Origin of the sequence: Brachybacterium tyrofermentans, assembly GCF_014897585.1 — a bacterium.
Lineage (GTDB): Bacteria > Actinomycetota > Actinomycetes > Actinomycetales > Dermabacteraceae > Brachybacterium > Brachybacterium tyrofermentans.
This window is the reverse complement of record NZ_JABUXW010000011.1, coordinates 128048-152090: the sequence shown is the minus strand read 5'-3', so window position 1 is coordinate 152090 and position 24043 is coordinate 128048. Positions and strand designations below refer to the sequence as shown.

Below are 24043 nucleotides of genomic sequence, written 5' to 3'. Positions count from 1 at the left end.
GGGGCTCCCGATCGTGGCGCTCGGTCAGTGAACGCTCTGCTCGTGCCGTGATCGTTCACGGACGGCGTCGAGCATTCCACCGGGGCACCCGGGCGTCAATCACCTCGCCACCCCGATGAGCACGCGGCCGCGCCCCGTCACTGCTCGTCGAGGAACCGCAGGACCGCTCGCACGCGGCGGCTGGTCTGCTCGTCGCCGGTGAGCTCGAGCTTGTCGAAGATGGCGCTGATCGCCTTCTCCACGGTGCTCAGCGAGAGGAACAGCCGGTCGGCGATCCCCCGGTTGGAGAGCCCTTCGGCCATGGTCTCCAGCACCTCGACCTCACGCGGGGTCAGGCGGCTGACGGCCTTCCGCTGCTCGGGGTTGCGCAGGAGCGCCCGCACCACGGCCGGGTCGATCACGGTGCCGCCGTCGGCGACGTCATGCACGGCACGCAGGAACCCGTCGATCTCGGTGATGCGGTCCTTGAGCAGGTAGCCGATGCCGGGCGTCTCCGTGCTCAGCAGGTCGCTGGCATACTCCCTCGCGACGTACTGCGAGAGCACGAGCACACCCACCTCGGGGTGCTCCCGTTTGATGCGCAGCGCCGCGATCAGGCCCTCGTCGGTGTGGGTCGGCGGCATCCGCACGTCCACGATGGCCAGGCGGGGCCGGTGACGGGATACCTCCTCCAGCAGAGCCTCGCCGTCACCGACCGAGGCGAGCACCTTGATGCCCTCGTCGGCGAGCAGGCTCCGCACCCCCTCGCGCAGCAGCACCGCGTCATCGGCGAGGATCACGCTCAGCGGACGCTGCCCGCGGGACGGATCGGATCGGTTCTGGTGCTCAGTCACAGGGGATCTCCGCGGAAATGATCGTCGGCCCGCCGAGCGGGCTGTCCACGCTCACGCTACCGTCCAGGGCGGCCACGCGGCGGGCCAGACCCTGGAGGCCCCCACCCTCGGGGTTCGCGCCGCCGATGCCGTCGTCCTGGACGCTCAGGCGCAGCATGCGCCGGTCGGACTCCGCGAGGGTCACCACCGTGATCCGCACATCGCTCGCCACCGCGTGCTTGACCACGTTGGTGACGGCTTCGCGCGCCACGAAGTACGCGGCGGACTCCACCGCCTGCGGGACCTCCCCCTCGAGGCGCACATCGACGTGCACCGGCACGGGGCAGGTCTCGGCGACGCCGTCGAGCGCCGACGCCAGACCGTGCTCGTCCAGGGCGGTCGGATAGATCCGCCAGGCGACCTGACGCACCTCATCGATGAGGGCCTGGGACTGGGTGTGTGCCTGCTCCAGCAGCTGAGAGCTGCGTTCGGGATCCGTGGCGCGCCGGGCCCGGGCGAGGGTGACCGAGAGCGAGACGATGTTCTGCTGCACGCCGTCGTGGAGATCGCGCTCGATCCGGCGCCGCTCGTCATCGATCGCGAGCACCACGCCGCGCCGCGTGGTCAGCAGGCGGCTGATGCGGCTCTCCAGCGCGTCGGTGCGCACCACGCCGGTCCAGCGCCGCAGGAGCAGGGTCTGCAGCCACACCGCGAACTCCGCGTAGAGCGCCGCGGCCACCAGGCTCGAGGTGCCGAAGATCAGCAGCACGGACGGCGCCGGACGGCTGATCACCCACAGATCGAACTCGAGGGTGACGGGGCTGCCGTAGAAGGACTGCGTGAAGCTGCCCAGCACGACGGCGGCGACCAGGATCAGCAGATCCATCATCACGTATCCGAGCAGACCGGCGAGGGCGCCGTGGAGCAGCGCCCGTCGGCCCCCGAGGAAACGTCCGTCCTCGTCCCCGAGCTGCAGGCGGTAGGCGCGGCGCAGGCGAGTCAGCTCCCAACGGCGCACCCGACGGAAGGGCGCTCGCCAGCGCACCAGCATCAGCACGGCGGTCAGCAGCAGGAGCGGGCCGAGGACCAGGCCCAGCGCGGTGCCCGCGACGTGGCGCAGCGACCTGCGCACGATCCGGGCAGGCTCGCGCGGCAGCTGGATGCCGGAGAGATCGGGCAGTCGCATGGTCGAAGCTCCTGGACCGAGAGAGGGGTGCCGCCGACGGGGCGATCGCCGCCGTCGCTGAGCAAGCTATCAACGCTGGGCGGTGACGCGGCAGGCGGCCTGCCTCCAGGGCGATGACGGATAACCGTAAACCTCGTGCCGGTGCGCCGTCAGGAGTGCGGGGCCGGCTCCGTTCCGGGGTGCCGCCACCGGTCCCTAGCGTCGTCCCTGCATCGGTCCTCCTCGGATCCCTGCACCGGTCCTCCCCGGACCGCCTTCCCGGACCGATCGATCTCTCCCCGCCCCGACCGACTCGCCCGACCGATGCAGGAGCTCGTCCATGGATGCCGTGCTGGACCTCGCCCAGACCCTTCTGATCTCTCCCTGGCTCTACGCCCTCGTGCTCGGGGTGACGATGCTGGATGCCGTGATCCCGCTGGTGCCGGGCGAGACCCTGGTGATCACCGCGGCGGCCTACGCGGTCACCGGGAGCGGCCCCGAGGCATCGTGGGTGCTGCTCTCCGCCTGGGCCGGGGCGCTCGGCGGGGACGTCATCGCTCATCATCTCGGTCGCGGAGCCGGGCCGCTGACGGCCTGGTTCCGACGCCGGCGGTGGGGCGGCGCCCTGTTCGAGTGGGCCCGGCGGGAGCTGACCACGCGCGGAGGGATGCTCCTGATCTCCGCCCGCTTCATCCCCGGCGGGCGGACGGCGACCACCGTCGCCTCCGGGGCCATCGGCTACCCGCGGGCGCGCTTCGTGGGCTTCGCCGCGATCGCGGGGCTGCTGTGGTCGCTCTACAGCGTGGGGATCGGCATGCTCGGCGGACTCGCCTTCCATGAGCAGCCGCTGATGGGCGTCGCTCTCGGCATCGGGCTCGCGCTCGCCGTGGGCGGATCGATCGAAGGGATGCGCGCGCTGCGTGCCCGACGACGCCGCCGGCGGACGGCGCTCAGTCTTCCGGTGAGCGCAGCGCGCGCCGCTTCTCCTGCACCTGCGCGAGGCGCGTGAGGATCTCCTGATGGCGCTCCGCATCGGAGGGATCGGTGCGCTGCAGCCGCTGCTTGAGCACGGAGTACTCGCGGGTGATGGACAGCTCGCTGAGACGGGACAGGAGCGAGCCGCCCAGCTTCTGCAGCCCCGCCTCGTCCCGCGCCGGGAGGTCCAGGTTGGCGATCTCGACGATCAGCGGCCGCACGGTCTCTCCGGAGATCTCGAGGACCTGCTCGAGATAGCGCGCCGGGTGCAGGGTGCCGATCACGGCATCGAGCAGAGTCCCGGCAGCCAGCATGACGTCCCAGACCCCCTGGAGGGCCGGCACGTGGAAGGCGTCGTCGGGCAGGGACCCGACCGTCTCGGTGTCCAGGAGCTGCGGAGCCTGCAGCATGACGGCGAGGGACTGGGTCTCGACCTGGCCGACGGGGTCGCGGGGGTTGACGACGTCCGAGAGTCGCGCCGCCGGGAGCGCCTCCTGGCCCTCTCCCCCGGCCCCGGCGCCGTTCCCGGTGCCGTGAGCGCCCGCGTGCCCGTTGCCGTTGTCGAGGGCGCCGGGGCGCTCGGCGAGGGTCGCCGGCTCCGCGTGCCGTCCGCCGCGCCCCTCGCTCCGTGCCGCATCGTGCACCGCCCGCAGCACGGTCCGCTCGTCCATGCCGAGCCAGCCGGAGAGACGGCGCGCGTACTCCGGGCGCATGGCCCGGTCGCGGATGCTCGCCACCACCGGGGCCGCCATCCGCAGCGCGGTGACCTGCCCCTCGACGGTGTCGAGGTCGACCTGGGAGATCGCGGAACGGATGGCGAACTCGAACATCGGCTTGCGGCCCTCGATGAGGTCGACGACGGCCTGATCCCCTTGGGCGAGGCGCAGATCGCAGGGGTCCATCCCGTGGGGCTCGACGGCGACGTACGTCTGCGCGACGAATTTCTGGTCCTCCTCGAAGGCGCGCAGCGCGGCCTTCTGCCCGGCGGCATCGCCGTCGAAGGTGAAGACCACCTCGCCGGCCAGCCCGCGGCCGTCCGTGTTCAGGCGCAGGCCGGCGCTGCGGTTCGAGTCCCCCATCACGCGACGCACGATCTTCACGTGCTCCGCACCGAAGGCGGTGCCGCAGGAGGCGACCGCTGTGGGAATGCCTGCGAGGTGCGCGGCCATCACGTCGGTGTAGCCCTCGACGACCACCACCCGTTTCTGGGTGGCGATGTCCTTGCGCGCGAGGTCCAGCCCGTAGAGCACGTTGGACTTGTGGTAGATCGCGGTCTCGGGGGTGTTGAGGTACTTGGGGCCCTTGTCAGACTCCAGCAGACGGCGCGCCCCGAAGCCGATGGTGTTGCCGGTGATCTCGCGGATCGGCCAGATCAACCGGCCGCGGAAGCGGTCGTAGACCCCGCGCTGGCCCTGGGACACGATGCCGCTGGCCACCAGCTCGTCCTCGGTGAACCCCCGCTTGCGCAGCACACCGGTGATGGAGTCCCAGCCCTCCGGGGCGAAGCCCACGCCGAACCGTTCGGCGGCGGCGCGGTCGAAGCCGCGCTCGGCGAGGAACCTGCGCCCCACTTCCGCCTCGGGCGTGTCGAGCTGTTCGCGGTAGTACTCCTCGGCGATCGCATGCGCGTCGAGCAGGCGGCGACGGGTGCCGAAGTCGGGGCGATCGCCCTTCCCGTCCTTGGAGTCCTCGTAGTGCAGCTGCACGCCGTAGCGGCCCGCGAGCACCTCGACGGCCTCGACGAAGCTGAGGTGGTTGATCTTCTGGACGAAGGAGATGACGTCCCCGCCCTCGCCGCAGCCGAAGCAGTGCCAGTGGCCCAGCTGCGGGCGGATGTTGAAGGAGGGGGTCTTCTCGTCGTGGAAGGGGCACAGCCCCTTCATGGAACCGATCCCGCCGGTGCGCAGCGTGACGTGCTCGCCGACGACCTCGTCCAGCCGGGAGCGCTCGCGGACCAGCTCCACATCAGCACGCCGGATCAGTCCCTGGGCCAACTCCTCACAGCTCCGATCCGAGTCCGGGCAGCGGGGTGTCCGCGGCCGTGATGTGGGTGATCGCGCGGTCGAACAGGACATCGTGGAGCCGACGGGCGGTGACGTCCGTGTAGGAGGCGATCTGGTCGACGACCACCCGGCGGCGGGTGTCGTCGTCCTGCGAAGCCTCCCACAGTTCGGCGAACAGGGGGCTCAGGTACTGGGTGCCGGTGTTCCACAGCCGCGAGTAGAGGTCGTGGATGATCTCCTCCTGCGCCTCGTAGACGGGCTGCTGGGAGGCCGAGGACATCACATAGGCCGCGGCGAGGCCCTTGAGCACGGCGATCTCGAGATGGGTCTCCTCCGGCACCACGATGTCCCCGGCGTAGCGGGACATCGCTCCGTCGCCATGGGCGGCGCGGGTCGCGGTGATCGCGGAGCGGGTGAAGCGCCCGATGAGCTGGCTGGCCATGTTCTTCAGGGCGGCGGCGGAGCGCATCGTGCCGGTGAAGGACAGCATCCAGGAGGGATCCGCCTCGAGGCGCTGCAGCGCCGCGTCCAGGGCGTCGAGGGATTCACCCGGCATGTACCAGTCCTGCACGACGTAGAGCGCCGCGGAGCGCTCCATCGGCTCGCGCAGCTTCCCGAGGTCCAGGGTGCGCCCGGTGATCGCATCCTCGATGTCGTGGACCGAGTACGCGATGTCGTCGGCGAGGTCCATGACCTGCGCCTCGAAGCACTTCCGGCCCGGGACGGCGCCCTGGCGGGCCCACTCGTAGACGTCGAGATCATCCGCGTAGGCACCGAACTTCGGAGACCTCGGGTCCGGGCCCTCGCCCCGCGCCCAGGGATACTTGATCGCCGCATCGACGCTCGCTCGGGTGAGGTTCAGACCGAAGGGGCGCTCCTCCCCCAGCACCTTCGGCTCCAGCCGGGTGAGCAGGCGCAGGGTCTGGGCGTTGCCCTCGAAGCCGCCGAAATCCGCGGCCAGGGTGTCGAGCACCTTCTCGCCGTTGTGCCCGAAGGGCGGATGGCCGAGATCGTGGGAGAGGCAGGCGGCATCGACGATGTCGGGGTCGCAGCCGAGCTCTAGGCCGATGTCACGGCCCACCTGCGCCACCTCGAGGGAGTGGGTGAGCCGCGTGCGCACGAAGTCGTTGGCCCCGGCACCGAGCACCTGGGTCTTGGCGCCCAGCCGGCGCAGGGCCGAGGAGTGCAGCACGCGGGCGCGGTCCCGCTGGAACGGGGTGCGGGCCTGGGACTTCGGGGATTCGTCGGCCCAGCGTTCGACGTCGGCCTGCGTGTAGCCGGTTGCCGGTTCCGGGACGCTTCCCGGAGTGCGCGAGGTGGTCACGGCTCAGCCCCCCGACGTGTCGAGCTCGGCCTCGTGGAGGCGTGCGGCATGGTCGGCGGACAGCTCGCGGGAGGTCATCCAGCCCTCGGGCACCACGGCCTTCTTCGGGGTCCCGGCCCGGCCCCGGGGGCCTTCGACCGCCGCACCCGGATAGGGGCTGGACAGATCGAGCTCGGCGAGCTTGGCATCGAGGTCGGCGAGGGATTCCATGGTCGCCAGGCGATGGCGCATCTCGCCGCCCACGGGATAGCCCTTGAAGTACCAGGCGACGTGCTTGCGCAGGTCGCGCAGACCGCGCCCCTCGTCCTCGTAGAACTCCACGAGCAACTCGGCGTGACGGCGCAAGATCGTCGCGACGTCACCCATCGTGGGCTGCACCCGGTCAGGCTTCCCGGCGAAGGCGGCGGCGAGGTCGGCGAACAGCCACGGGCGGCCCTGGCAGCCGCGACCCACGACGACCCCGTCGCAGCCCGTCTGGTCCATCATCGAGATCGCGTCCTCCGCGGACCAGATGTCGCCGTTGCCGAGCACCGGGATGCCGGTGACCAGCTCCTTGAGCTCGGTGATCTTCTCCCAGCGGGCGGTGCCGGAGTAGTGCTGGACCACCGTGCGGCCGTGCAGGGCGATCGCCGCCGCCCCGACCTCCTGCGCGATGAGCCCGGCGTCGGCGAAGGTCTGGTGCTCGTCGTCGATGCCGATACGGGTCTTCACGGTGACGGGGACCTCGGGGCCGGCGGCCTCGACCGCGGCGCGCACGATCCGCGTGAACAGCTCCGACTTCCAGGGCAGCACGCCGCCGCCCCCGCGGCGGGTCACCTTGGGGACCGGGCAGCCGAAGTTGAGGTCGATGTGATCGGCGAGATCGCGCTCGCGGATCATCTCGACGGCTCGGCGCACCGTGGCCGGGTCCACGCCGTACAGCTGCACGGAGCGCGGTGTCTCGCGCTCGCCCATCGTCACCATGCGCCAGGACTCCTTGTGGTCCTCCACGAGCGCACGGGTGGTGACCATCTCGCCGACGAACAGCCCGCCGTCGTCGTCGCTGTGCATCGCACCGAACTCGCGGCACAACAGACGGAACGCCATGTTCGTGATGCCGGCCATGGGGGCGAGCACCACGGGCGTGTCGATCGTGTGCGGGCCGATCGTCAGGGATCGACGAGCGGCGCCGGCGGGCTGCGCGGGCGGGGCGGTGGGGGCGTCGAGGGTGGTCATCAGGATGATTGTCCCACCTGGGCCCGTCGTCCGGGAGGGAGGGGCAGGGTGATGTGCATCGACACCGGATGGGGAGGACGCTCGGACGGGTCCCGGTTCCGCCCTGGGCAGAGCCCGCCGCGCACCCCGGAGCGCGCGCGTAGCCTCGGGATATGGATGAGCATCTGGAACCCTTGCTGCGCGAGCTGATGGGCGCGGTGCTCCGCGACGAGCGCCGACGGCAGGGCCGAACGCTCGCCCAGGTCGCCGCCACCGCGGGGATCAGCATGCAGCATCTCTCCGATGTCGAGCGCGGCCGCAAGGACCCCTCCTCCGAGCTGCTCGCCGCTGTCACCGGCGCCCTCGAGGTCACCGTCGGGCAGCTCCTGCTCCGGGCGGCCGACGACGCCCTGCTCCAACGGCCTGCACGGGCCGACGAGCCCGTGGACGTGCGGGCGGGCGAGACCTTCCGCAGGCCCGCACCGGTGCGCCCGACAACCCTCGATCTCACCTCCGCCGCCGCTGAGCGCACCGGGCAGAGGGCTCCGGGCGGCGAGGTCTCCCTCGCCGCCCGGCCCCGCCTCAGCCTGCTGTCGGCCGCCTGAGCAGCACCTCATCGGCGAGGCCGTAGGCGACGGTCGCCTCGGCGTCGAGCACCTGCTCCCGCTCGAGATCACGCCGCACCTGCTCCAGGGACCGCCCGGAGTGCTCGGCGATCAGCGCCTCCAACGCCCGACGGATCCGCTCCACCTCCTCCGTGGCGAGGATCAGATCCGGCACCGCTCCGCGGCCCTGCGCCTCGAGCGGATGCAGCACCACCCGGGTGTGGGGCAGCACCGACCGCATCCCGGGCGTCCCCGCGGCGAGCAGGACCACCGGCGCCGCGACCGCCTGGCCCACGCAGGTGACCGCCACCGTGCTGCGCACGTACGCGAGGGTGTCGTAGATGGCCAGCACCGCCTGGGCGTCACCGCCGCTTGAATTGAGGTAGAGGTGGATCGGCGCGTCGGAGGATTCGTTCTCCAGGTGCAGGATCTGCGCGATCACCGAGTTGGCGACGCCGTCATCGATCGGGGTGCCGAGGTAGATGATGCGATCCGAGAGCAGGCGCGAGTAGACGTCCGCGCTGCGCTCGACGCCGGTACGGGTGCGTTCGATGACGCTGGGGATCGTGTAGGTGCTCATCGGAGATCTCCTGCCGCTGCGGAACCGGGACGTGCCGAGGTGGGGGTGATGGAGCCGAGCGATGTGCCCCCGCGGGACGGGATGCCCAGCGGCAGGACCTCCTCGAGGGAGGTGACGACGCGGTCGGCGAATCCGTAGTCGACGGCGCCGCGCGCATCCCACATCCGATCCCGCTCCGAGTCCCGGGCGATCGTCTCCACGCTCTGTCCGGTGCGCTGCGCAGTCAGCTCGATGAGGAGGTCGCGGCCGCGGCGGAGGTCCTCGGCCTGCAGCTCGATGTCGGCCGCGCTGCCTCCGAAGCCGGCCGATCCCTGGTGCATCAGTACGCGGCCGTGGGGAAGGATCATCCGTTTGCCCGGGGTGCCATGGGTGAGCAGGAACTGCCCGGCGCTGTAGGCCATCCCCAGCGCCACCGTGCGCACGTCGCAGGGGATCAGGTCCATGAGGTCCCCGATCGCGAGCATCGCGGGCACCAGGCCGCCCGGGGAGTTGATGAGCAGGGTGATGTCCTGCTGCGGCTCCTCGGCGGCGAGCAGCAGCAGCTGCGCGCTGAGCTGGGCGCCGTTGGCCTGATCCAGCTCACGGTCCAGGATCAGCACCCGATGGTGGAGGAGGCGGGTGGCGGTCAGGGCGCCGAGGGCGTCCGGTGCGGAGGACGGCGAGGTGTCGTCGAGTCGTGGAAGCGAACGGGTGTGCGTCATGGACCCAGCCTCGGCCTCGGAGCGAGCCGGCGGGGGAATCTCCGCCCGGCGCTGATCAGCGCAGGGCAGAGGGTGTGGATCTCAGCCGCCGACGAGCCGCCGGCGCAGCGCCGGATCGACGAGCACGCTCACGTTGTCGCTGATCTGCTCGGCGGTGCCGACCCCGACCGGAAGCGCCCGGACCTCCGGGTCGCGGATCTGCGCGGTCAGCAGCTCGGCCATCTCCCGCACGCCGATGTGGGGGCGCTCGAAGAACGGTTCCGTGGCGGGCTCCATCGTGGGTAGTCCCTGCTCCCCCTGGATCATGGCGAGCAGCTCGGCGGCATCCGCCAGAGCGGCCTGTCGGGATCTCCAGTCCCGGGCGCGCAGCACCTCGTGCAGGGCGATGCGCAGCGCTCCCCCGCCCGGCAGCCTGGCGGCCGAGCGGGCGAGCCACTTCCCGTACGGTGGCCAGCGGCGATGCAGCAGATGGGCGATGTGCAGCATGGTGCGCACATGCCGGGCGGCGATCACGGCCGAGCCGTCCTCGTCCCCGCGCAGCCCTGCTCGCCCCACGTCGGGGAACTCCTGGCCCAGCCGCGACCAGTCCGCAGCCAGGGCATACCGCCAGACGTCGTCCGGATACCAGGCGAGCCCCTCCCGGATCCGGGTCAGCACACCAGGACCGTCGTGGAAGACCGGTCCCGCCGTGACCTCGAGGACGGACTGCCCGGTGAGGGACAGCCAGTCCGGGAGAGTCAACCCCCTCGAGGGATCCGCGCCGAGCCGGGATGCGGCGAATCCGGCCGCCGAGGCGACCTCCACCCGCTGCCGCACGACGGGGTCCCAGGTGGTCGCGAAGCGCGTGGGAAACCCCTGCCAGGTCTCCGGCAGCTCGCTCTCCAGCAGCGCGTCGATCTCCGGGGCGCGGTCGTCCTCGACGAGCACGGTCAGGCGCAGGCCCCAGTCGTGGTCCCGCGACTGGGCGTCGTCGAAGCCGAGCACATCGGAGCCCGATCCCAGCCGCGCCGCGGCGACCTCGAGCCCTGCGTCGTGCGCCGCGAGCAGCGGACGCACGACCTGGCCGAAATACGCTCGCGAGAGGTCGGCACCGGTCTCCGAGCTCCCCTCCACGACCGGGCCTCCCGCGCGCCCGGGCTCAGGCGCCGAGGAGGCGCGCGGCGAGGTAGGACTCGACCTGGTCGAGCGCCACGCGCTCCTGCGTCATGGTGTCGCGCTCGCGGATCGTCACGGCCTGATCCGTCGCGGTCTCGAAGTCGACGGTGATGCAGAACGGGGTGCCGATCTCGTCCTGTCGACGGTAGCGACGGCCGATGGCCTGCGTGACGTCCATCTCGACGTTCCAGTGCTTGCGCAGCTGATCGGCGAGCTGGGTGGCCCGGGGAACGAGGTCCTCGCTCTTGGACAGCGGCAGCACCGCGGCCTTGATCGGGGCCAGCCGCGGGTCGAGCTTGAGCACGGTGCGCTTGTCGACGCCGCCCTTGGAGTTCGGGGCCTCGTCCTCGGTGTAGGCATCCACCAGGAACGCCATCATCGAGCGGGTCAGGCCGAAGCTGGGCTCGATCACGTACGGCGTGTACCGCTCGTTGGCGGCCTGGTCGAAGTACTGCATCTTCGTGCCCGAGCCCTCGGTGTGGCTGGTGAGATCGAAGTCGGTGCGGTTGGCGATGCCCATGAGCTCGCCCCACTCGCTGCCCTGGAAGCCGAAGCGGTACTCGAAGTCGATCGTGCCGGCGCTGTAGTGGGCGCGATCGTCCTCGGGAACGTCGAAGCGGCGCAGGTTGTCCGGGTTCATGCCGAGGTCGATGAACCAGTTCCAGCAGTCCTCGACCCAGGCGTCGAAGTGCGTCTGGGCCTCCGCGGGCGGCGTGAAGAACTCGATCTCCATCTGCTCGAACTCACGGGTGCGGAAGATGAAGTTGCCGGGGGTGATCTCGTTGCGGAACGCCTTGCCGACCTGGCCGATGCCGAACGGGGGCTTCTGGCGGGTCGCGGTGACCACGTTGAGGAAGTTCACGAAGATGCCCTGGGCGGTCTCGGGGCGGAGGTACGTGAGGCCGGCCTCGGTGTCGACCGGGCCGAGGAACGTCTTGATCAGGCCGGAGAACTGCTGCGGATCGGTGTACTCGCCGCGGGTGCCGCAGTTGGGGCAGGGCACCTCGGCCACGCCGCCCTCGGGCGCGCGACCCTTCTTCTCCGTGAAGCCCTCGATGAGGTGGTCCTCGCGGAAGCGGTTGTGGCAGCTCTTGCACTCCACCAGCGGGTCGGTGAAGGTCGCGACGTGGCCGGACGCCTCCCAGACGCGCTTGGGGAGGATGATCGAGGAGTCCAGGCCCACCATGTCGGCGCGGGACTGCACGAAGGTGCGCCACCACTGCCGCTTGATGTTCTCCTTGAGCTCCACGCCGAGAGGGCCGTAGTCCCAGGCAGAGCGCGTACCGCCGTAGATCTCTCCTGCCGGGAAGACGAAGCCGCGCTTCTTGGTGAGGGAGATGACGTTGTCCAGCGTGCTGGCGGGGGCCTTGGCCACGGGGAGACTCCTGGTGACGAGGGTGGAACAGAACCGTCCCAGCATACCGACGGCGCACGTGTGACGGTGCGCACGCCGGGCGGCCCCGGCGGCCCGTCGGCTTGCGCAGGCCTGCCGGCTTGGTGAGAATGATTGTCATGACGTTCACTCCGCGCCCCACGCGCCGCTCCCTGCTCGCCCTCACCGGACTCGGTGCGGGTGCCGCCCTGCTCGCCGCCTGCGGCGATGGTGGGAGCTCAGGCAGCGGCGGCAGTGGAGGGATCACGGTGGTGACCTCGAACTATCCGCTCTCCTACCTCCTGGCACGGATCGGCGGCGAGCACGTGGACGTGACCGACCTCGCCACCCCGGGCGCCGACGCGCACGGACTCGAGCTCTCCGTCCGCCAGGTCATGGCGGTCCAGGAGGCGGGGCTGGTGCTGCAGATCCCGGGCTACCAGGCCTCCCTCGACGATGCGATCGCCTCGGGCGACGGGGACAACGTGCTCGACGTCTCCCAGGTGGTCACCATGCTCCCCAGCGGGGGCGACTCCCATGAGCATGAGGAGGAGGCCTCGGACGCAGGCGGCGACGAGCACGCCGCGGACGAGAGCCACGACGAGCACGATCATGGGCCGAACGACCCCCACTTCTGGCACGATCCGCTGCGGATGGCGGAGGTCGGCGATGCCCTCGCCGCCCGCCTGGCGGAGCTGGCCCCTGACGGCGCCGACGCCTTCTCCGCCGCTGCCGCCGACGTGCGCAGCGACCTCGAGGCCCTCGACGCGGAGCTCACCGAGCAGTACGGGGGCGTCGACGGGGAGCGCGCCTTCATCACGAGCCACGCGGCGTACGCCTATCTGGCGGACCGTTACGACCTCCACCAGATCGGCATCGCCGGGGTGGACCCCGAGAGCGAGCCCTCCCCCCAGCGCCTTCTCGATCTGGAGAAGCTCGTGACGGAGGAGAACGTCTCCACGATCTTCTTCGAGACCACGGCGTCCCCGAAGGTCGCCCAGACCCTCGCGGAGAACCTCGGCATCGCCAGTGAGGAACTCGACAACCTCGAGACCCAGCTCGACGAGGGCACGGACTACCCTGCTGTGATGCGAGAGAACAGCAGGAAGCTCCTGGAGAGCTGGGCATGAACCGATCCGCGGAACCCGTTGTCGAGGTCCGGGGGGCGAACGTCCAGCTCTCCGGGACACGTATCCTCCACGATGTCGATCTGCGGATCGCCCCCGGCGAGATGGTCGCCCTGCTGGGCGCGAACGGCTCGGGGAAGTCCACCCTGCTGCGAGCCGTCGTCGGCGTGCTCCCCCTGGAGTCCGGCAGCGCGACGCTCTTCGGGCAGGAGGTCCACCGCGCAGCGGTGCACGACCGTCTCGGATACGTGCCCCAGGACTCCTCGGAGGCCGGCTCCATCCCGGCGACCGCCCGGGAGTCCGTGGCCAGCGGCCTGCTCACCTCGCGCTCCTGGTGGCCGCGGACCCGGGACCCCCGGGTGCGCACGGCGCTGGACGCCGTGGGGCTCGGGGACCTGGCGGGCCGGCCCATCACCCGGATGTCCGGCGGGCAGCGCCGACGGGTGATGCTGGCCCGTGCCCTCGTGCGCGAGCCGGAGTTCCTCGTGCTGGACGAGCCCTTCTCCGGCGTGGACCTCTCCACCCAGCAGCTCATCGCCTCCCTCTTCCGCGAGCTCACCGCGCGCGGCACCACCATCCTCGTGGTCCTGCACGAGACCGGGATGCTCGAACGGGACATCACGCGGGCGGTGGTCCTGGACCACGGCAGGGTGGTGCACGACGGCGATGCCGGCGATCGCCCGCCGCTGGACCCCGGGCACGAGCACCTGCTCGACAGCCTCCCGCCTCACGAATGCCTCGGACAGGAGATCCACCCCGCATGATCTCCCCACTCGACATCCTCACCTCCGACCTGCTGCGGTACCCGCTGATCATCGCGGTGCTCATCGGGCTGACCGCTCCGGTGGTCGGCACCTACCTGGTCCAGAAGCGCCTCTCCCTGCTCGGCGACGGCCTCGGCCACGTGGCCCTGACCGGCGTGGCGGTCGGCTGGCTGGTGGGCGCCTGGACCACCGCCACCCCCGCCGATCTGCTCGCGATCCCGGGCGCGCTGGCCGCCTCCGTCATCGGCGCGCTGGCGATCGAGTACGTGCGCGAGGTCAGCCACACCAGCCGCGACGTCGCGCTGGCGATCATGTTCTACGGCGGCATCGCCGGCGGCGTCGTGATCATCCAGCTCGCCGGCGGCACCTCGCAGAACCTCATGGGCTATCTGTTCGGCTCCCTGTCCACGGTCACGGCCCCGGATCTGCTCATCGCCCTCGTGCTCGCCGTCGTGGTGCTCGTGATCGGGATCGGTCTGAGCTCCCTGCTCGCGGCGGTCACGGGCGACGAGGAGTTCGCCCGAGCCTCCGGTCTGCCGGTGCGCACGGTCAACATCCTCATCGCGGTGATGGCCGCCCTCACCGTCACGCTCTCGATGCGCATCGTGGGTGCGCTGATGGTCTCTGCGCTCATGATCGTCCCTGTCGCCGCGGCGCAGCAGCTCGTCGTCGGCTTCACCCGCACCATGCGCACCGCCATGGTGATCGCGGTGGTGTGCGCTCTGGGCGGGCTCCTGATCACCGTCTACGTCGACCTGCCCCCCGGCGGTGTGATCGTGCTGGCCACGATCGCCGTCTACATCGTCGCGCTGCTCGTACGGACGGTCCTCGGCACCCGCAGCCGGACCGGGACCGCGCCGACCGAGCCGGACGCGGAGACCCGCACCCGCCAGGAGCGCTCCGCCGAGACCGCACATGAGGTCGCCGCGGCACGTCCTCACACCGGTTGGCAGCGATGAAGGTCCCGACCGACATGGGAGACAATCGAGGCATGCAACGGAACACCCGCCAGCGCTCCGCGATCCTCGAGACGCTCGCCCGACAGGACGACTTCCGCAGCGCCCAGCAGATCCACGAGCAGATGCGGGCCGACGGCGAGACCGTGGGCCTGGCCACCGTGTATCGCAACCTGCAGGCCCTCAGCCGCTCCGGTCGGCTCGACGTGCTGGTCGCCGGCGACGGGGAGTCGCTGTACCGCCAGTGCGAGGACACCGGGCATCATCACCATCTCGTGTGCCGGGAGTGCGGTCGCACCGTCGAGTTCCTCGCGCCCAAGCTCGAGAGCGCCATGACCGCCATCGCCCGGGAGCACGGCTTCACCGACCTCGATCACACCCTCGAGGTGTTCGGTCTGTGCACCGACCACGGTGGCGCCGAACAGGTCGAGGGCGAGTCGGTCGGGAGCGAACAGGTCGAGGGCGAGCAGGTCCAGGACGAGCCGGCTGACGGCGGGGCCCCTCGGCGATGATGGACTGGGTGGAGTCGCTGCCGCTGCTCCAGGCGATGGGCGTGCTGTACGTGGTGATCTGGCTGCGCGCCGGGTCGACCTATGCCCTCGGCCGCGGCGCCCGTCGGGTCGCCCATCGGGGACGGATCGCCGCCTTCCTCGATTCCCCGCGGGTGGAGCGGGCCACGGAGATCGTCAACCGCTGGGGCGCGCCCGTCGTCGCCCTCAGCTTCCTGACCGTCGGCTTCCAGACCGCGGTCAACGCCGCTGCGGGCCTCACCGGGATGCCGCTCCGGCGGTATCTGCCGGCGCTCGCGATCGGCGGCGCCGCCTGGGCGTTCATCTACGCCACCATCGGCCTGGTGGCCTTCGCCGCCTGGCTGGAGCTGTTCCTGCGGTCACCGTGGGCCGCGGTCGCGGTGCTCGCCCTGATCGTGGTGCTCATCGCGATGCTGCTGCGCCATCGGCGCCTCGCCGGCGGGATGCTCGCCCCCGCGGATGACGTCACGCCCGTCGATGACATCGCCACGGAGCCCGCCGACGAGCAGGATGCGGCGTCCGATGGCAGGGATCCGGACGCCGGCCGCAGCACGGATCAGGCCTCCTGAGACGACGACCCGACCCCGCTCGCACCCACTCGGGCTCATGGTCGTGGTCGAGGTCGTGTTCGGGCCGTGCTCGGGCTCGGACCCTGCCCTCAGGCGGGGTCGACCTCCGCAGCGCCGGGGACATCGACCGCTCCCCCGTACCGACGATCGCGCCGGGCGTACTCCGTGATCGCGCGCCACAGCACCACACGGTCCACATCGGGCCACAGCTCCGGCACGAACACGAGCTCGGCGTAGGCGGACTGCCACAGCAGGAAGTTCGAGGTGCGCTGCTCCCCGCTGGTGCGCAGGAACAGGTCCACGTCGGGCATGTCGGGGTCGGCGAGGTGGCGGGCGAGGGTGCGTTCGTTGATGCCGCGCCCGCGCAGGCGCCCGGAGCGGGCCTCCTCGGCGATCTCCCGCACGGCATCGATGATCTCGGCGCGGCCGCCGTAGTTCACGCACATGTAGAGCGTCATCCGGGAGTTGGTGCGCGTGAGCTCCTCGGCCTCGCGCAGCTCCTTGATGACGCTGCCCCACAGGCGCTGCTCGCGGCCGATCCACACGATCCGCACGCCCCAGGAGTTCAGGGTGTCGCGCTGGCGGCGCAGCACCGAGCGCGAGAAGCCCATCAGGAAGCGCACCTCCTCCGGGGAGCGCTTCCAGTTCTCGGTGGAGAAGGCGTAGGCCGACAGATGGGTCACGCCGATCTGCAGCGCACCGGCGACGACGTCGAGCAGGGCCGCCTCCCCCGCCTCATGGCCTGCTGTGCGCGGGAGCCCCTGTCGGTTCGCCCAGCGACCGTTGCCGTCCATCACCACGGCGACGTGGCCGGGGATCGTGGGGGTCGGCAACGACGGCGGGCGCGCACCGCTGGGGTGCTCGAACGGCTCGTCGTATGCAGCAACGGGTGCGCCGGGCATCGGTGGCCTCCAGGGGGTCTCGCGGGCGGACGGTCGGCGGACGTTGCCGCAGCGTTCGGGGTCTCAGAGATCAGGGTCTCAGCAGTCGGGGTCTCAGCGTTCGACGTAGCTCAGGGAGCGCACCGAGCGCTCGAGGTGCCACGTGATCGTGTCGGTGATCAGCCGGCCCGCCTCCTGCATGACGGTCTCGTCGGCCGTGACGACATTGTCCCAGTCGCCGGCGAGCAGGAAGATCATGTGCTCGATCGTGGACTGTCGCACGGCGATGGCCCCGGGACGACGACAGGCGGTGCACACCAGGCCACCGGCGCGGATGTCGAGGGCATGGTGCGGGCCCGGTGCCCCGCAGGTCGCGCAGACGGACAGCTCAGGGGCCCATCCGGAGACGGCGAGGGTGCGGATCAGGAACGAGTCCAGGACCAGCGGCGGGGCGAGACGGCCCTCCGACATCGCCCGCAGCGCGCCGACGAGCATGAGGAAGCCGCGCTGGTTGGGGTCCACCATCTCGTCGGTGAGCCGGTCGGTGGTCTCGAGCATCGCGCTCGCGGCCGTGAAGCGGCTGTAGTCGGCGCTGATCCCGATGGCGAAGGCCTCGATCGCGACGACCTGGGTGACGGTGTGCAGGCTGCGACCGGTGTGCAGCTGCACGTCGACCAGGGTGAACGGCTCCAGCCGCGCACCGAAACGGCTGCCGGTGCGGCGCACACCCTTGGCGACGGCGCGGACCTTGCCGTGCCGCCGGGTGAGAAGCGTGATGATGCGATCGGCCTCACCCAGGGGATGGGTGCGCAGGACGATCGCATCGTCTCGGTAGAGCTTCTGCTGCATGGTCCCTCGAGCCTACGGCGGGGTGGTGACTCCTGGCTGCAGGCAGGGACGGTGTCGGCCAGGAGGTCCGTCACCCCGGAGCCCGCAGATCCGTGTCGGCACCGCATCGGCACCCCACCAGGACCGCACCGGAGCCGCACCTGGGCCGCACCGAGTGGTCGGATCGGTGACGCTGCGGGGCCAGGACGTGCATGATGGCGTCACCAGCCGTCGCCCCGGAAGGGACGTCGGACCACGACCGGGAGGGAGACGCCATGGGGATCCTCGGGATGCTGAACCGTGACGACAGGACGAAAGCGACCGCTCGGGAGGCCATGAAGGAGGCCCGCTCGGGCAAGGGCGGCTCCGACGGGAGCGCGCTGCAGCGCATGGTCGAGATGTTCCGCGACATCGGCCTGGACGGGAAGCTGACCTTCTCCTCGGCGCAGGACGTCGCGAAGCGTGCGCAGCGTGGCCGTGCCCGCAAGCGCCCCGAGAAGGCGGTGCGACGCTTGGTGCGTCGCCATCGGCGCGGCGTCACGATCGCCGGGTTCCTCACCGGGCTCGGAGGCATCTTCACGCTGCCCGTGCTGCTGCCCACGAACGTCGTGGAGTTCTACGCCCAGTCCACTCGCATGGTCGGCGCGATCGCCGTGGTGCGCGGCTACGACCTCGACGACGAGGAGATCCGGGTGCGCGTGCTCGCCTCCCTCCTGGGTGAGGAGTCCGGGGACGTGCTCAAGAACATCGGGCTCGGACCCATCGCCGGCGCCGCGACCCGTACCGTCGCCAAGCGCCTGCCCCGCAGCACCGAGTCCGCCGTCGCGAGCGCGATCGGCGGTCGCATCCTGCGCAAGTTCGGCCTGCGGTCGGCGCGGCTGTTCGGCAAGGCGATCCCGGGGCTCGGCGGTGTGCTCGGCGCGATCGCGGACCGTGCCCAGCTGAACAAGATCGCGAAGGCCGCGCAGCGGACGTTCCCGCCGGTGCGCTGAGCTGGTCGACGGGACCTGCCAGGCGCCCGGGACCTGCCAGGCGCCCGCGGCCTGCCAGGTGACTGCGGCCGGTCAGGCGGGCTTGCGGGCCACCGCGAAGATCCGGCGGAACGGGAGGATGACGCCGCCGCCCTCGTCAGGATAGGCACGGCGCAGGCGCTCCTTGAACTCGGCCTCGAAGGCCGGGAGCAGCGCCTCGGGCAGGGCCTGGAGCGTGGGCCGGGCCCCGGTGCCGCTGACCCACTCGAAGACGGGATCCGGCCCGTGCAGCACGTGCAGATAGGTCGTCTCCCAGGCGTCCACCTCGAGGCCCAGCTGCCCCAGCGCGCGGAGGTAGGTGGCGGCATCATGGGAGGCGGGGTGATCGACCCCGTCGAGGTGGCGGGCATAAGGCTGCTGCGCCGCGAGCTGCCGCCTGATCGAGTGGCTGGGCTCCTCGAAGTTGCCGGGCACCTGCATCGCCAGCCAGCCGCCGGGGGCGAGCATGGCGACCAGGCGCGGCAGCAGCTCCAGGTGCCCGGGGACCCATTGCAGCATGGCGTTGGTGACCAGCACGTCGACCCCGCGCGGAGGCTCCCAGCTGCGCACGTCCCCTCGCTGCGCCCCGATGCCGGGGACCTCCTGGGCCCGGGCGACCATCTGCGGGCTCGCGTCGACCGCGAGCACCTCGGCCGACGGCCAGCGCTCGGCGAGCTGGGCGGTCAGGGTGCCGGGGCCGGCGCCGAGGTCGACGACGAGACCGGGCGAGATGGCGCCGATCCGCGCGGTGAGATCCACGAACGGGCGCCCGCGCTCGTCGCCGAACTTCAGGTACTGCTCCGGGCTCCAGGTGTGCACCATCGCTGCGGCCTCCGACCGTCGAGAATTATCTTGATCTCAAGATACCCGGCTCAGAGCGGGACGTCGAGTGCCACCTGGACCCGCGGCTGCATGAGGGAGACGTCGTCGCCCGGGGCCTTCCACCCGCCGGCGATCGACGGATCATAGGTGGTCTCCAGGAGTGTGAGCTCGGCGCTCTCGGGGACGGTCGCCTCCACCGTGACGGCCTCCCCCTGCGGGACACCGACGATCTGCACCCCGGTCAGGGGATTCCCCGATTCCAGACTGCGCCCGTCGATGCTCACGTCCTCGAGACCCCCGACGCTCGGGCTGAGCTCCAGTTGAGCGGCCTCGCGCGGGGAGGTGATGAGCAGCCGGACGCGCCGCGTGCCGTCCGTCGACGGCGTCCCCGCAGCATCGGCGACCTCGATCATGGGCAGCGGCACGTCCGAGGTGGCCGAGACGCCATCCAGCGCCTGCCCCCAGGCGGTCGTCCCGGACGCCTCCCAGGTGGTCGCTCCCGTCGCGCCGTCGACGTGCGCGTCCACCCGCTCCTGGACCGGTTCCGGTGCGGCCTGGGTCCACGCGGTGCCTCCGACCACGAGGCCGACGGTGATCACGGCGGGCAGCACCGGGATCAGGAGCCGATGCGGTCGCCGGGAGGGGAGGGAGGCGTCGCCGCGTCCGAGGAACAGCGGCGCCGCCGCTCCGAGCCCGACCACGGCGGTCCCGGCGAGACCGCCGGCGGACGAGGCGATGCCGAACTCCATGAGGGCGGAGACCTGCGTGCCGAGCATCCACGCCGTCGGCAGCAGGGCGAGCACCCGGATCGCGAGCGCGGGGCCGGCGGGGAGCATCGTCGCCAGCAGGGCCCCGGCGGCGGCGAGGATCGCGGGCGGGATCATCGAGCTGCCCAGCGCGGGTGAATAGAGGGCCAGTGCGGCGAGCAGCGCCGTCATGGCGAGTCCTGCGCCGGTGAGCAGCGCCGCGCGACCGATGAGAAGGCGCGCCAGCACCCAGCAGCAGGCGACCCCCACCGCACCGGCCACGAGATCGGCGAGGAGGAAGAGCTCGGCGCGCACCGGTTCGCGGGTCGTCTGCGAGAGCATCTGCGGCGTCGCGGCGGAGGCGAGCTGCCAGGTCACGACCGCCGCCGCGACCGCGAGGGCCAGGCCGAGCGTCCCGGCGACGACCCCGAGCGCGACGCCGAGCAGCGTGAGCCGTCCCCGTCGGCGCTCCACGAGGATCACGGCCAGCAGCGCGATGGGTGCGCACAGAGCGAGCACGGTCAGCAGCAGCGGGTGGATGCCGACGATCCCCCACGGGGCTGTGGTCTGCACCGGGTCCCCGCCCGACCCCTCCTCCAGCGCGCCCAGGTCCCTGCCCGCCAGGTCACGGGTGAGCGCGAGGGTCAGATCCCCATAATGCTGGAGCGAGTTCTGATCGAGGTGCGCGGCGTCGTCCTGGGGGCTGTGATACGCCCACGCGTCGTCGATGATCGCCATGTCCATCCCCCACCAGCCGGCCGCACGATAGACGGTGAAGTCGGTGTCGTTGGGGATGATCTCGAACAGGGCATCGGTGAAGGATTCGAACTCGGGGTGGGGCATCGCGCCGAGCACGTCGTGCATCGGCCCGTTCGTCCGGGTCACCACAGGGCGACCGGAGATGCCGCGGGCCTCGTGGTTCAGCACGACCACCGGGGGCGTCAGCTCCTCGGCCCGCTCATCGAGGTACGCCTGCGCGCCCAGCAGTCCGCGCTCCTCCCCGTCGACCAGGAGCACCACCAGATCGTTGCGCTGAGCCTCCGGTCCGAGCGCACGGATCGACTCGAGGATCGTGGCGACGCCGACGCCGGCGTCCGCCGCTCCGGGAGCGCGGGGGACCGAGTCGATGTGCGTCGCCAGGACGATGGTGCCGGTGGGGTCCGTGCCGGGCCGTACTCCGAGGAGGTTCCGGGTATACCCAGCGACCCCCTCGTCGTCCATCGCGCGCAGCCCGATCGACTCCTGGGTGTCGGTCGTGAAGCCGAGCTCTGTCAGCTGGTCAGCGAGCTCCTCGTGGGCACGGGCGTTCGCCGCCGACCCGACGGGACGCGGCTCGGCCACGACCGCTGCGGCCGCCTGGGAGGCACGTGCGGCACTGAAGACGTCCGCCGGGGCATCCGTCCCCTGCGCCGCGGTGACGCCGCGCGAGGCGAAGCCCAGGGCGACCACGAGGGCGAGCGCCACCAGGAGCAGAGGAATCTGCCCGCGCACGAGGAGGGACCGTCCGCGGCCCGGCCGCTGCGCACGGGCCCTCGCGGCGCCGGACCTGCTGGGCTCTGCCGACGATTCGTCCTCCTGGTCCGGGTCAGCCTGTGGTCGCTCGGGCCCGGTCGGGTCAGGGATGTCGGGACCGCTGCGCATCGTCATACCACGTGTGTACAGGGGCGACGCCGCTTCTGCCTCCTCCTTGCGATGGAGAAACGCCGTCGTGCTGGATTCCGTTGCGGTTCCGAGACCTGCCCTCCCCGTCGCTCCTTCCCTTCGCCCTTCCGCCTTGCCGTCCTTCCGCCGAGAACTGCTCGGGGGGGGGGGGGGCTCAGCGCTCGAGTCGATCCAGGGCGTGCAGATCGCTGAGCGTCCCACCGGCCTCGAGCAGGGCGGCTCGGAAGGCCAGCAGCGCGGGCTGGCCCGCCGCCCCGGCCCGGGCCGCGGTGTAGAGGGACCGGTGAGGGTCACCGGGCAGCCGCAGAGGTCGGGTCCCACCGAGGTGCTCGGAGGCGATGATGCCCGGGAGGAAGGCAACCGCATGGCCGGAGCGCACCAGGTGCACCTGCAGGAGCGGGTCCGGGGTGTCGAAGCGGACTCGGGGCTCGACGCCGGCGGCGCGCAGATAGGTGCGCGCCCAGTCCCCGGTGCGGGTGTCCTCGGGGTCCAGCGCCCAGGGTGCATCGGCCAGCTCCGCGAGGGAGCCGGGCACGGACCAGGGACCGGAGTCCGGCAGCACCAGCAGCAGCGGGTCCCGGAGCAGGTCCTCCCGGTCGGTGCCGCGCCGCACGACCCGTCGGCCCCCGGGATAGTCCTCGCCCAGGATCACCTCGAAGCGATGCGCCAGGAGGCCCTCGTACGCCGCCTCGACCTCGCGCTGGGCGAGCTCGATCCGGAGCTCGGGATGGCGCTGCTCGAGGATGCTCACCGTGGCCGGGGCGAGTGCGATCAGCGGCGTCTGGAAGGAGGCGACGCGCAGCACCCCGCTCGCCTCGCCCTGCGCCATCTCGAGCTCGGCCTCGGTGGCCTCGAGCAGGCTGAGCATCTCCTCGGCGCGCCGGGCCAGCTGCATGCCCGCATCGGTCAGGATGACCCGTCGGCCAGCCTGCTCGAACAGGGTGACCTTGGTCTCCCGCTCCAGGTGGGAGAGCTGCTGGGACACCGCCGAGGGCGACATCGAGTGGGCCTTGGCGACCGCCGACATCGTCTCCAACCTGCGCAGTTCGTGCATCAGGAACAGGCGATGGAGGTTCAGCATCGCGCCCTCTTCTCGACGTTAAGCATTGCTTCACGGTACACGTCGGAAACATTCGCTGGACCAGATCGGATGCGAGGCCCCACAGTGGAGGCGTGACGATCTCTGCTTCTCCTGCCTCCACCGGATCGGCCCCGGTCACGGGTGCACCCCGTGGTGGTTCCGGGGTGCCGCTGACCCCGGTGATGTTCATCCTCGGCTCCTGTATCTCGCTCCAGTTCGGAGCGGCCCTGGCCACCCAGCTCTTCCCTGAGCTCGGCCCCTGGGGCACCACCTCCCTGCGCCTCGGCATCGCGGCCCTCGTGCTGCTCGTGATCGTGCGGCCCAAGCTCCACCGCTTCACCCGCGAGCAGTGGATCGCCGTGCTCCTGTTCGGTGGCGCCATCGGTGCGATGAACGGCGCCTTCTACGCGTCGATCAGCCGCATTCCGCTGGGCACCGCGGTCGCGATCGAGTTCCTCGGACCGCTGGCCGTCTCCGCCGTGCTCTCCACGCGCCGCACCGATCTGCTGTGGGTGGTGCTCGCCCTCGGCGGCGTGAGCCTGTTCGGTCTGGAGTCCCTCACCGGCGACACCGCACTGGACGGCATCGGCGTGCTGTTCGCCCTGATCGCCGCCGTGTTCTGGGGAATGTACGTGCTGTGCAGCGCCCGTGTGGGACGTCTCGTGCCCGGACAGGACGGTCTCGCCGTGGCCATGGCCGTCGGCGCCCTCGTGGTGCTCCCGCTGGGTGCCCCCGGAGCGGTCGCGGGTCTGGTGGATCTGCGTCTGCTCGGCCTCGCCGTGGGCACGGCGCTGCTCGCCTCGGTGCTGCCGTACACCCTCGAGCTCGCGGCGCTGCGACGGCTCCCCCGCCACGTGTTCGGGATCCTCCTGAGCCTCGAGCCGGTCATCGCTCTGTTCGCCGGGGTGCTCCTGATCGGCCAGGACGCGACGGCCCTGCGCATCGCCGCCGCGCTGCTCGTCGTGGGTGCGAGCGTGGGCATCACCCTCACCGCCCGGGGCGCCGCTCCCGACCAGCCCCAGCCGGTCGACGAGGAGCCCGGATGGGAGCTTCCCACACCGACCCACGCGACCCTGACCGGGGAGATGCCCGTGGTGTTCCCCGAGGAGGGGCTGGGGGCCGACGAGGCGCCCGGAGCGTTCGGCACCGACACCGGGCGGCACTGAGCCGGGCCACATCGT

The 24043-nt window shown here is 71.4% G+C and carries 23 protein-coding genes; 9 read left to right on the top strand and 14 right to left on the bottom strand.

The features are described 5' to 3' along the window. Nucleotides 1–137: 137 nt before the first annotated feature. Nucleotides 138–833 (bottom strand): response regulator, encoded by a 696-nt coding sequence (locus INT49_RS10060; RefSeq protein WP_319021573.1) that lies wholly within the window; start codon nucleotides 831–833, stop codon nucleotides 138–140. Further along, nucleotides 826–1998 carry a sensor histidine kinase gene (locus INT49_RS10055; RefSeq protein ID WP_226850159.1) on the bottom strand — a complete coding sequence of 391 codons (1173 nt, stop codon included), beginning with the start codon at nucleotides 1996–1998 and terminating at the stop codon, nucleotides 826–828. The genes INT49_RS10060 and INT49_RS10055 overlap by 8 nt, the downstream gene beginning before the upstream one ends. A gap of 319 nt (nucleotides 1999–2317) precedes the next feature. Between INT49_RS10055 and INT49_RS10050 the strand changes: the two genes are divergently transcribed. After that, nucleotides 2318–2986: a DedA family protein gene (locus tag INT49_RS10050; protein WP_193117595.1), complete on the top strand. Its 669-nt coding sequence runs from the start codon at nucleotides 2318–2320 to the stop codon at nucleotides 2984–2986. On the opposite strand, the gene dnaG is transcribed toward INT49_RS10050, so the two are convergent. Genes dnaG through dusB form a run of 3 tightly spaced genes read right to left on the bottom strand, consistent with a single transcriptional unit; the run spans nucleotide 2928 to nucleotide 7494 of the window. After that, complete coding sequence (gene dnaG, locus INT49_RS10045; RefSeq protein WP_193117594.1) at nucleotides 2928–4946, bottom strand: DNA primase; 2019 nt, start codon at nucleotides 4944–4946, stop codon at nucleotides 2928–2930. The two genes, INT49_RS10050 and dnaG, sit on opposite strands and share 59 nt — an antisense overlap. 4 nt (nucleotides 4947–4950) lie before the next feature. Further along, nucleotides 4951–6279: a deoxyguanosinetriphosphate triphosphohydrolase gene (locus INT49_RS10040; RefSeq protein ID WP_193117593.1), complete on the bottom strand. Its 1329-nt coding sequence runs from the start codon at nucleotides 6277–6279 to the stop codon at nucleotides 4951–4953. Between the two features lie 3 nt (nucleotides 6280–6282). Next, entirely contained in the window at nucleotides 6283–7494 is a 1212-nt protein-coding gene (dusB, locus tag INT49_RS10035) for a tRNA dihydrouridine synthase DusB (protein WP_193117592.1), read from the bottom strand. Nucleotides 7495–7646: 152 nt separating this feature from the next. On the opposite strand from dusB, the gene INT49_RS10030 reads away from it, so the two are divergent. Beyond that, on the top strand, nucleotides 7647–8078 hold the full coding sequence (locus INT49_RS10030; RefSeq protein WP_193117591.1) for a helix-turn-helix domain-containing protein: 432 nt from the start codon (nucleotides 7647–7649) through the stop codon (nucleotides 8076–8078). Here INT49_RS10030 and INT49_RS10025 read toward each other — a convergent pair. From INT49_RS10025 to INT49_RS10010, 4 genes are all read right to left on the bottom strand, one after another. Then, nucleotides 8056–8658, bottom strand: a complete 603-nt coding sequence (locus INT49_RS10025; RefSeq protein WP_193117590.1) for a ClpP family protease — start codon at nucleotides 8656–8658, stop codon at nucleotides 8056–8058. The genes INT49_RS10030 and INT49_RS10025 overlap by 23 nt on opposite strands. Then, nucleotides 8655–9359 carry a ClpP family protease gene (locus INT49_RS10020; RefSeq protein ID WP_193117589.1) on the bottom strand — a complete coding sequence of 235 codons (705 nt, stop codon included), beginning with the start codon at nucleotides 9357–9359 and terminating at the stop codon, nucleotides 8655–8657. Before INT49_RS10020 ends, INT49_RS10025 begins: the two co-directional genes overlap by 4 nt. Before the next feature lie 81 nt (nucleotides 9360–9440). Then, nucleotides 9441–10472 (bottom strand): DUF4037 domain-containing protein, encoded by a 1032-nt coding sequence (locus INT49_RS10015; protein ID WP_193117588.1) that lies wholly within the window; start codon nucleotides 10470–10472, stop codon nucleotides 9441–9443. 25 nt (nucleotides 10473–10497) lie between these two features. After that, nucleotides 10498–11934: a glycine--tRNA ligase gene (locus INT49_RS10010; RefSeq protein ID WP_226850157.1), complete on the bottom strand. Its 1437-nt coding sequence runs from the start codon at nucleotides 11932–11934 to the stop codon at nucleotides 10498–10500. Between the two features lie 92 nt (nucleotides 11935–12026). Between INT49_RS10010 and INT49_RS10005 the strand changes: the two genes are divergently transcribed. From INT49_RS10005 to INT49_RS09985, 5 genes are read left to right on the top strand one after another with little or no spacing between them, the layout of a single operon-like run. Then, complete coding sequence (locus tag INT49_RS10005) at nucleotides 12027–13016, top strand: metal ABC transporter substrate-binding protein (protein WP_226850154.1); 990 nt, start codon at nucleotides 12027–12029, stop codon at nucleotides 13014–13016. After that, on the top strand, nucleotides 13013–13777 hold the full coding sequence (locus INT49_RS10000; RefSeq protein ID WP_193117585.1) for a metal ABC transporter ATP-binding protein: 765 nt from the start codon (nucleotides 13013–13015) through the stop codon (nucleotides 13775–13777). Before INT49_RS10005 ends, INT49_RS10000 begins: the two co-directional genes overlap by 4 nt. After that, nucleotides 13774–14736 carry a metal ABC transporter permease gene (locus tag INT49_RS09995; RefSeq protein ID WP_193117584.1) on the top strand — a complete coding sequence of 321 codons (963 nt, stop codon included), beginning with the start codon at nucleotides 13774–13776 and terminating at the stop codon, nucleotides 14734–14736. Before INT49_RS10000 ends, INT49_RS09995 begins: the two co-directional genes overlap by 4 nt. 32 nt (nucleotides 14737–14768) lie before the next feature. Further along, nucleotides 14769–15245: a Fur family transcriptional regulator gene (locus INT49_RS09990; RefSeq protein ID WP_226850152.1), complete on the top strand. Its 477-nt coding sequence runs from the start codon at nucleotides 14769–14771 to the stop codon at nucleotides 15243–15245. After that, complete coding sequence (locus tag INT49_RS09985; RefSeq protein WP_404801947.1) at nucleotides 15245–15832, top strand: DedA family protein; 588 nt, start codon at nucleotides 15245–15247, stop codon at nucleotides 15830–15832. The genes INT49_RS09990 and INT49_RS09985 overlap by 1 nt, the downstream gene beginning before the upstream one ends. Before the next feature lie 89 nt (nucleotides 15833–15921). Here INT49_RS09985 and INT49_RS09980 read toward each other — a convergent pair whose 3' ends face one another. Beyond that, nucleotides 15922–16734, bottom strand: a complete 813-nt coding sequence (locus INT49_RS09980; RefSeq protein WP_193117582.1) for an isoprenyl transferase — start codon at nucleotides 16732–16734, stop codon at nucleotides 15922–15924. Between the two features lie 93 nt (nucleotides 16735–16827). Further along, the gene (gene recO / locus INT49_RS09975; RefSeq protein WP_193117581.1) at nucleotides 16828–17562 is read right to left on the bottom strand and encodes a DNA repair protein RecO; all 735 of its coding nucleotides are present in this window, start codon (nucleotides 17560–17562) and stop codon (nucleotides 16828–16830) included. Between the two features lie 191 nt (nucleotides 17563–17753). On the opposite strand from recO, the gene INT49_RS09970 reads away from it, so the two are divergent. Then, nucleotides 17754–18533: an EcsC family protein gene (locus INT49_RS09970; RefSeq protein WP_226850149.1), complete on the top strand. Its 780-nt coding sequence runs from the start codon at nucleotides 17754–17756 to the stop codon at nucleotides 18531–18533. Nucleotides 18534–18605: 72 nt separating this feature from the next. Here the strand turns inward: INT49_RS09970 and INT49_RS09965 are convergent, their stop codons facing one another. The 3 genes from INT49_RS09965 to INT49_RS09955 form a co-directional block, all read right to left on the bottom strand. After that, on the bottom strand, nucleotides 18606–19373 hold the full coding sequence (locus INT49_RS09965; RefSeq protein ID WP_193117580.1) for a methyltransferase domain-containing protein: 768 nt from the start codon (nucleotides 19371–19373) through the stop codon (nucleotides 18606–18608). Between the two features lie 50 nt (nucleotides 19374–19423). After that, a complete protein-coding gene (locus tag INT49_RS09960; protein WP_226850147.1) occupies nucleotides 19424–21766 on the bottom strand; it encodes a M28 family peptidase in 2343 nt (780 codons plus the stop codon). Nucleotides 21767–21935: 169 nt separating this feature from the next. Next, on the bottom strand, nucleotides 21936–22862 hold the full coding sequence (locus INT49_RS09955) for a LysR family transcriptional regulator (RefSeq protein WP_193117579.1): 927 nt from the start codon (nucleotides 22860–22862) through the stop codon (nucleotides 21936–21938). A gap of 92 nt (nucleotides 22863–22954) precedes the next feature. Here INT49_RS09955 and INT49_RS09950 point away from each other — a divergent pair, with 92 nt between their 5' ends. Beyond that, a complete protein-coding gene (locus INT49_RS09950; protein WP_319021572.1) occupies nucleotides 22955–24028 on the top strand; it encodes an EamA family transporter in 1074 nt (357 codons plus the stop codon). Nucleotides 24029–24043 lie beyond the last annotated feature (15 nt).

Excerpts from the sequence above, each read along its gene's own strand:
- recO (WP_193117581.1), bottom strand. The coding sequence starts at position 17,562 with ATGCAGCAGAAGCTCTACCGAGACGATGCGATCGTCCTGCGCACCCAT.
- INT49_RS10055 (WP_226850159.1), bottom strand. The coding sequence starts at position 1,998 with ATGCGACTGCCCGATCTCTCCGGCATCCAGCTGCCGCGCGAGCCTGCC.
- INT49_RS10030 (WP_193117591.1), top strand. The coding sequence starts at position 7,647 with ATGGATGAGCATCTGGAACCCTTGCTGCGCGAGCTGATGGGCGCGGTG.
- INT49_RS10025 (WP_193117590.1), bottom strand. The coding sequence starts at position 8,658 with ATGAGCACCTACACGATCCCCAGCGTCATCGAACGCACCCGTACCGGC.
- INT49_RS09990 (WP_226850152.1), top strand. The coding sequence starts at position 14,769 with ATGCAACGGAACACCCGCCAGCGCTCCGCGATCCTCGAGACGCTCGCC.
- INT49_RS09980 (WP_193117582.1), bottom strand. The coding sequence starts at position 16,734 with ATGCCCGGCGCACCCGTTGCTGCATACGACGAGCCGTTCGAGCACCCC.
- INT49_RS10050 (WP_193117595.1), top strand. The coding sequence starts at position 2,318 with ATGGATGCCGTGCTGGACCTCGCCCAGACCCTTCTGATCTCTCCCTGG.
- dusB (WP_193117592.1), bottom strand. The coding sequence starts at position 7,494 with ATGACCACCCTCGACGCCCCCACCGCCCCGCCCGCGCAGCCCGCCGGC.
- INT49_RS10000 (WP_193117585.1), top strand. The coding sequence starts at position 13,013 with ATGAACCGATCCGCGGAACCCGTTGTCGAGGTCCGGGGGGCGAACGTC.
- INT49_RS09985 (WP_404801947.1), top strand. The coding sequence starts at position 15,245 with ATGGACTGGGTGGAGTCGCTGCCGCTGCTCCAGGCGATGGGCGTGCTG.
- INT49_RS09970 (WP_226850149.1), top strand. The coding sequence starts at position 17,754 with ATGATGGCGTCACCAGCCGTCGCCCCGGAAGGGACGTCGGACCACGAC.
- INT49_RS09955 (WP_193117579.1), bottom strand. The coding sequence starts at position 22,862 with ATGCTGAACCTCCATCGCCTGTTCCTGATGCACGAACTGCGCAGGTTG.
- INT49_RS09965 (WP_193117580.1), bottom strand. The coding sequence starts at position 19,373 with ATGGTGCACACCTGGAGCCCGGAGCAGTACCTGAAGTTCGGCGACGAG.
- INT49_RS10020 (WP_193117589.1), bottom strand. The coding sequence starts at position 9,359 with ATGACGCACACCCGTTCGCTTCCACGACTCGACGACACCTCGCCGTCC.
- INT49_RS10005 (WP_226850154.1), top strand. The coding sequence starts at position 12,027 with ATGACGTTCACTCCGCGCCCCACGCGCCGCTCCCTGCTCGCCCTCACC.
- INT49_RS09995 (WP_193117584.1), top strand. The coding sequence starts at position 13,774 with ATGATCTCCCCACTCGACATCCTCACCTCCGACCTGCTGCGGTACCCG.
- INT49_RS09960 (WP_226850147.1), bottom strand. The coding sequence starts at position 21,766 with ATGACGATGCGCAGCGGTCCCGACATCCCTGACCCGACCGGGCCCGAG.
- INT49_RS10010 (WP_226850157.1), bottom strand. The coding sequence starts at position 11,934 with ATGCTGGGACGGTTCTGTTCCACCCTCGTCACCAGGAGTCTCCCCGTG.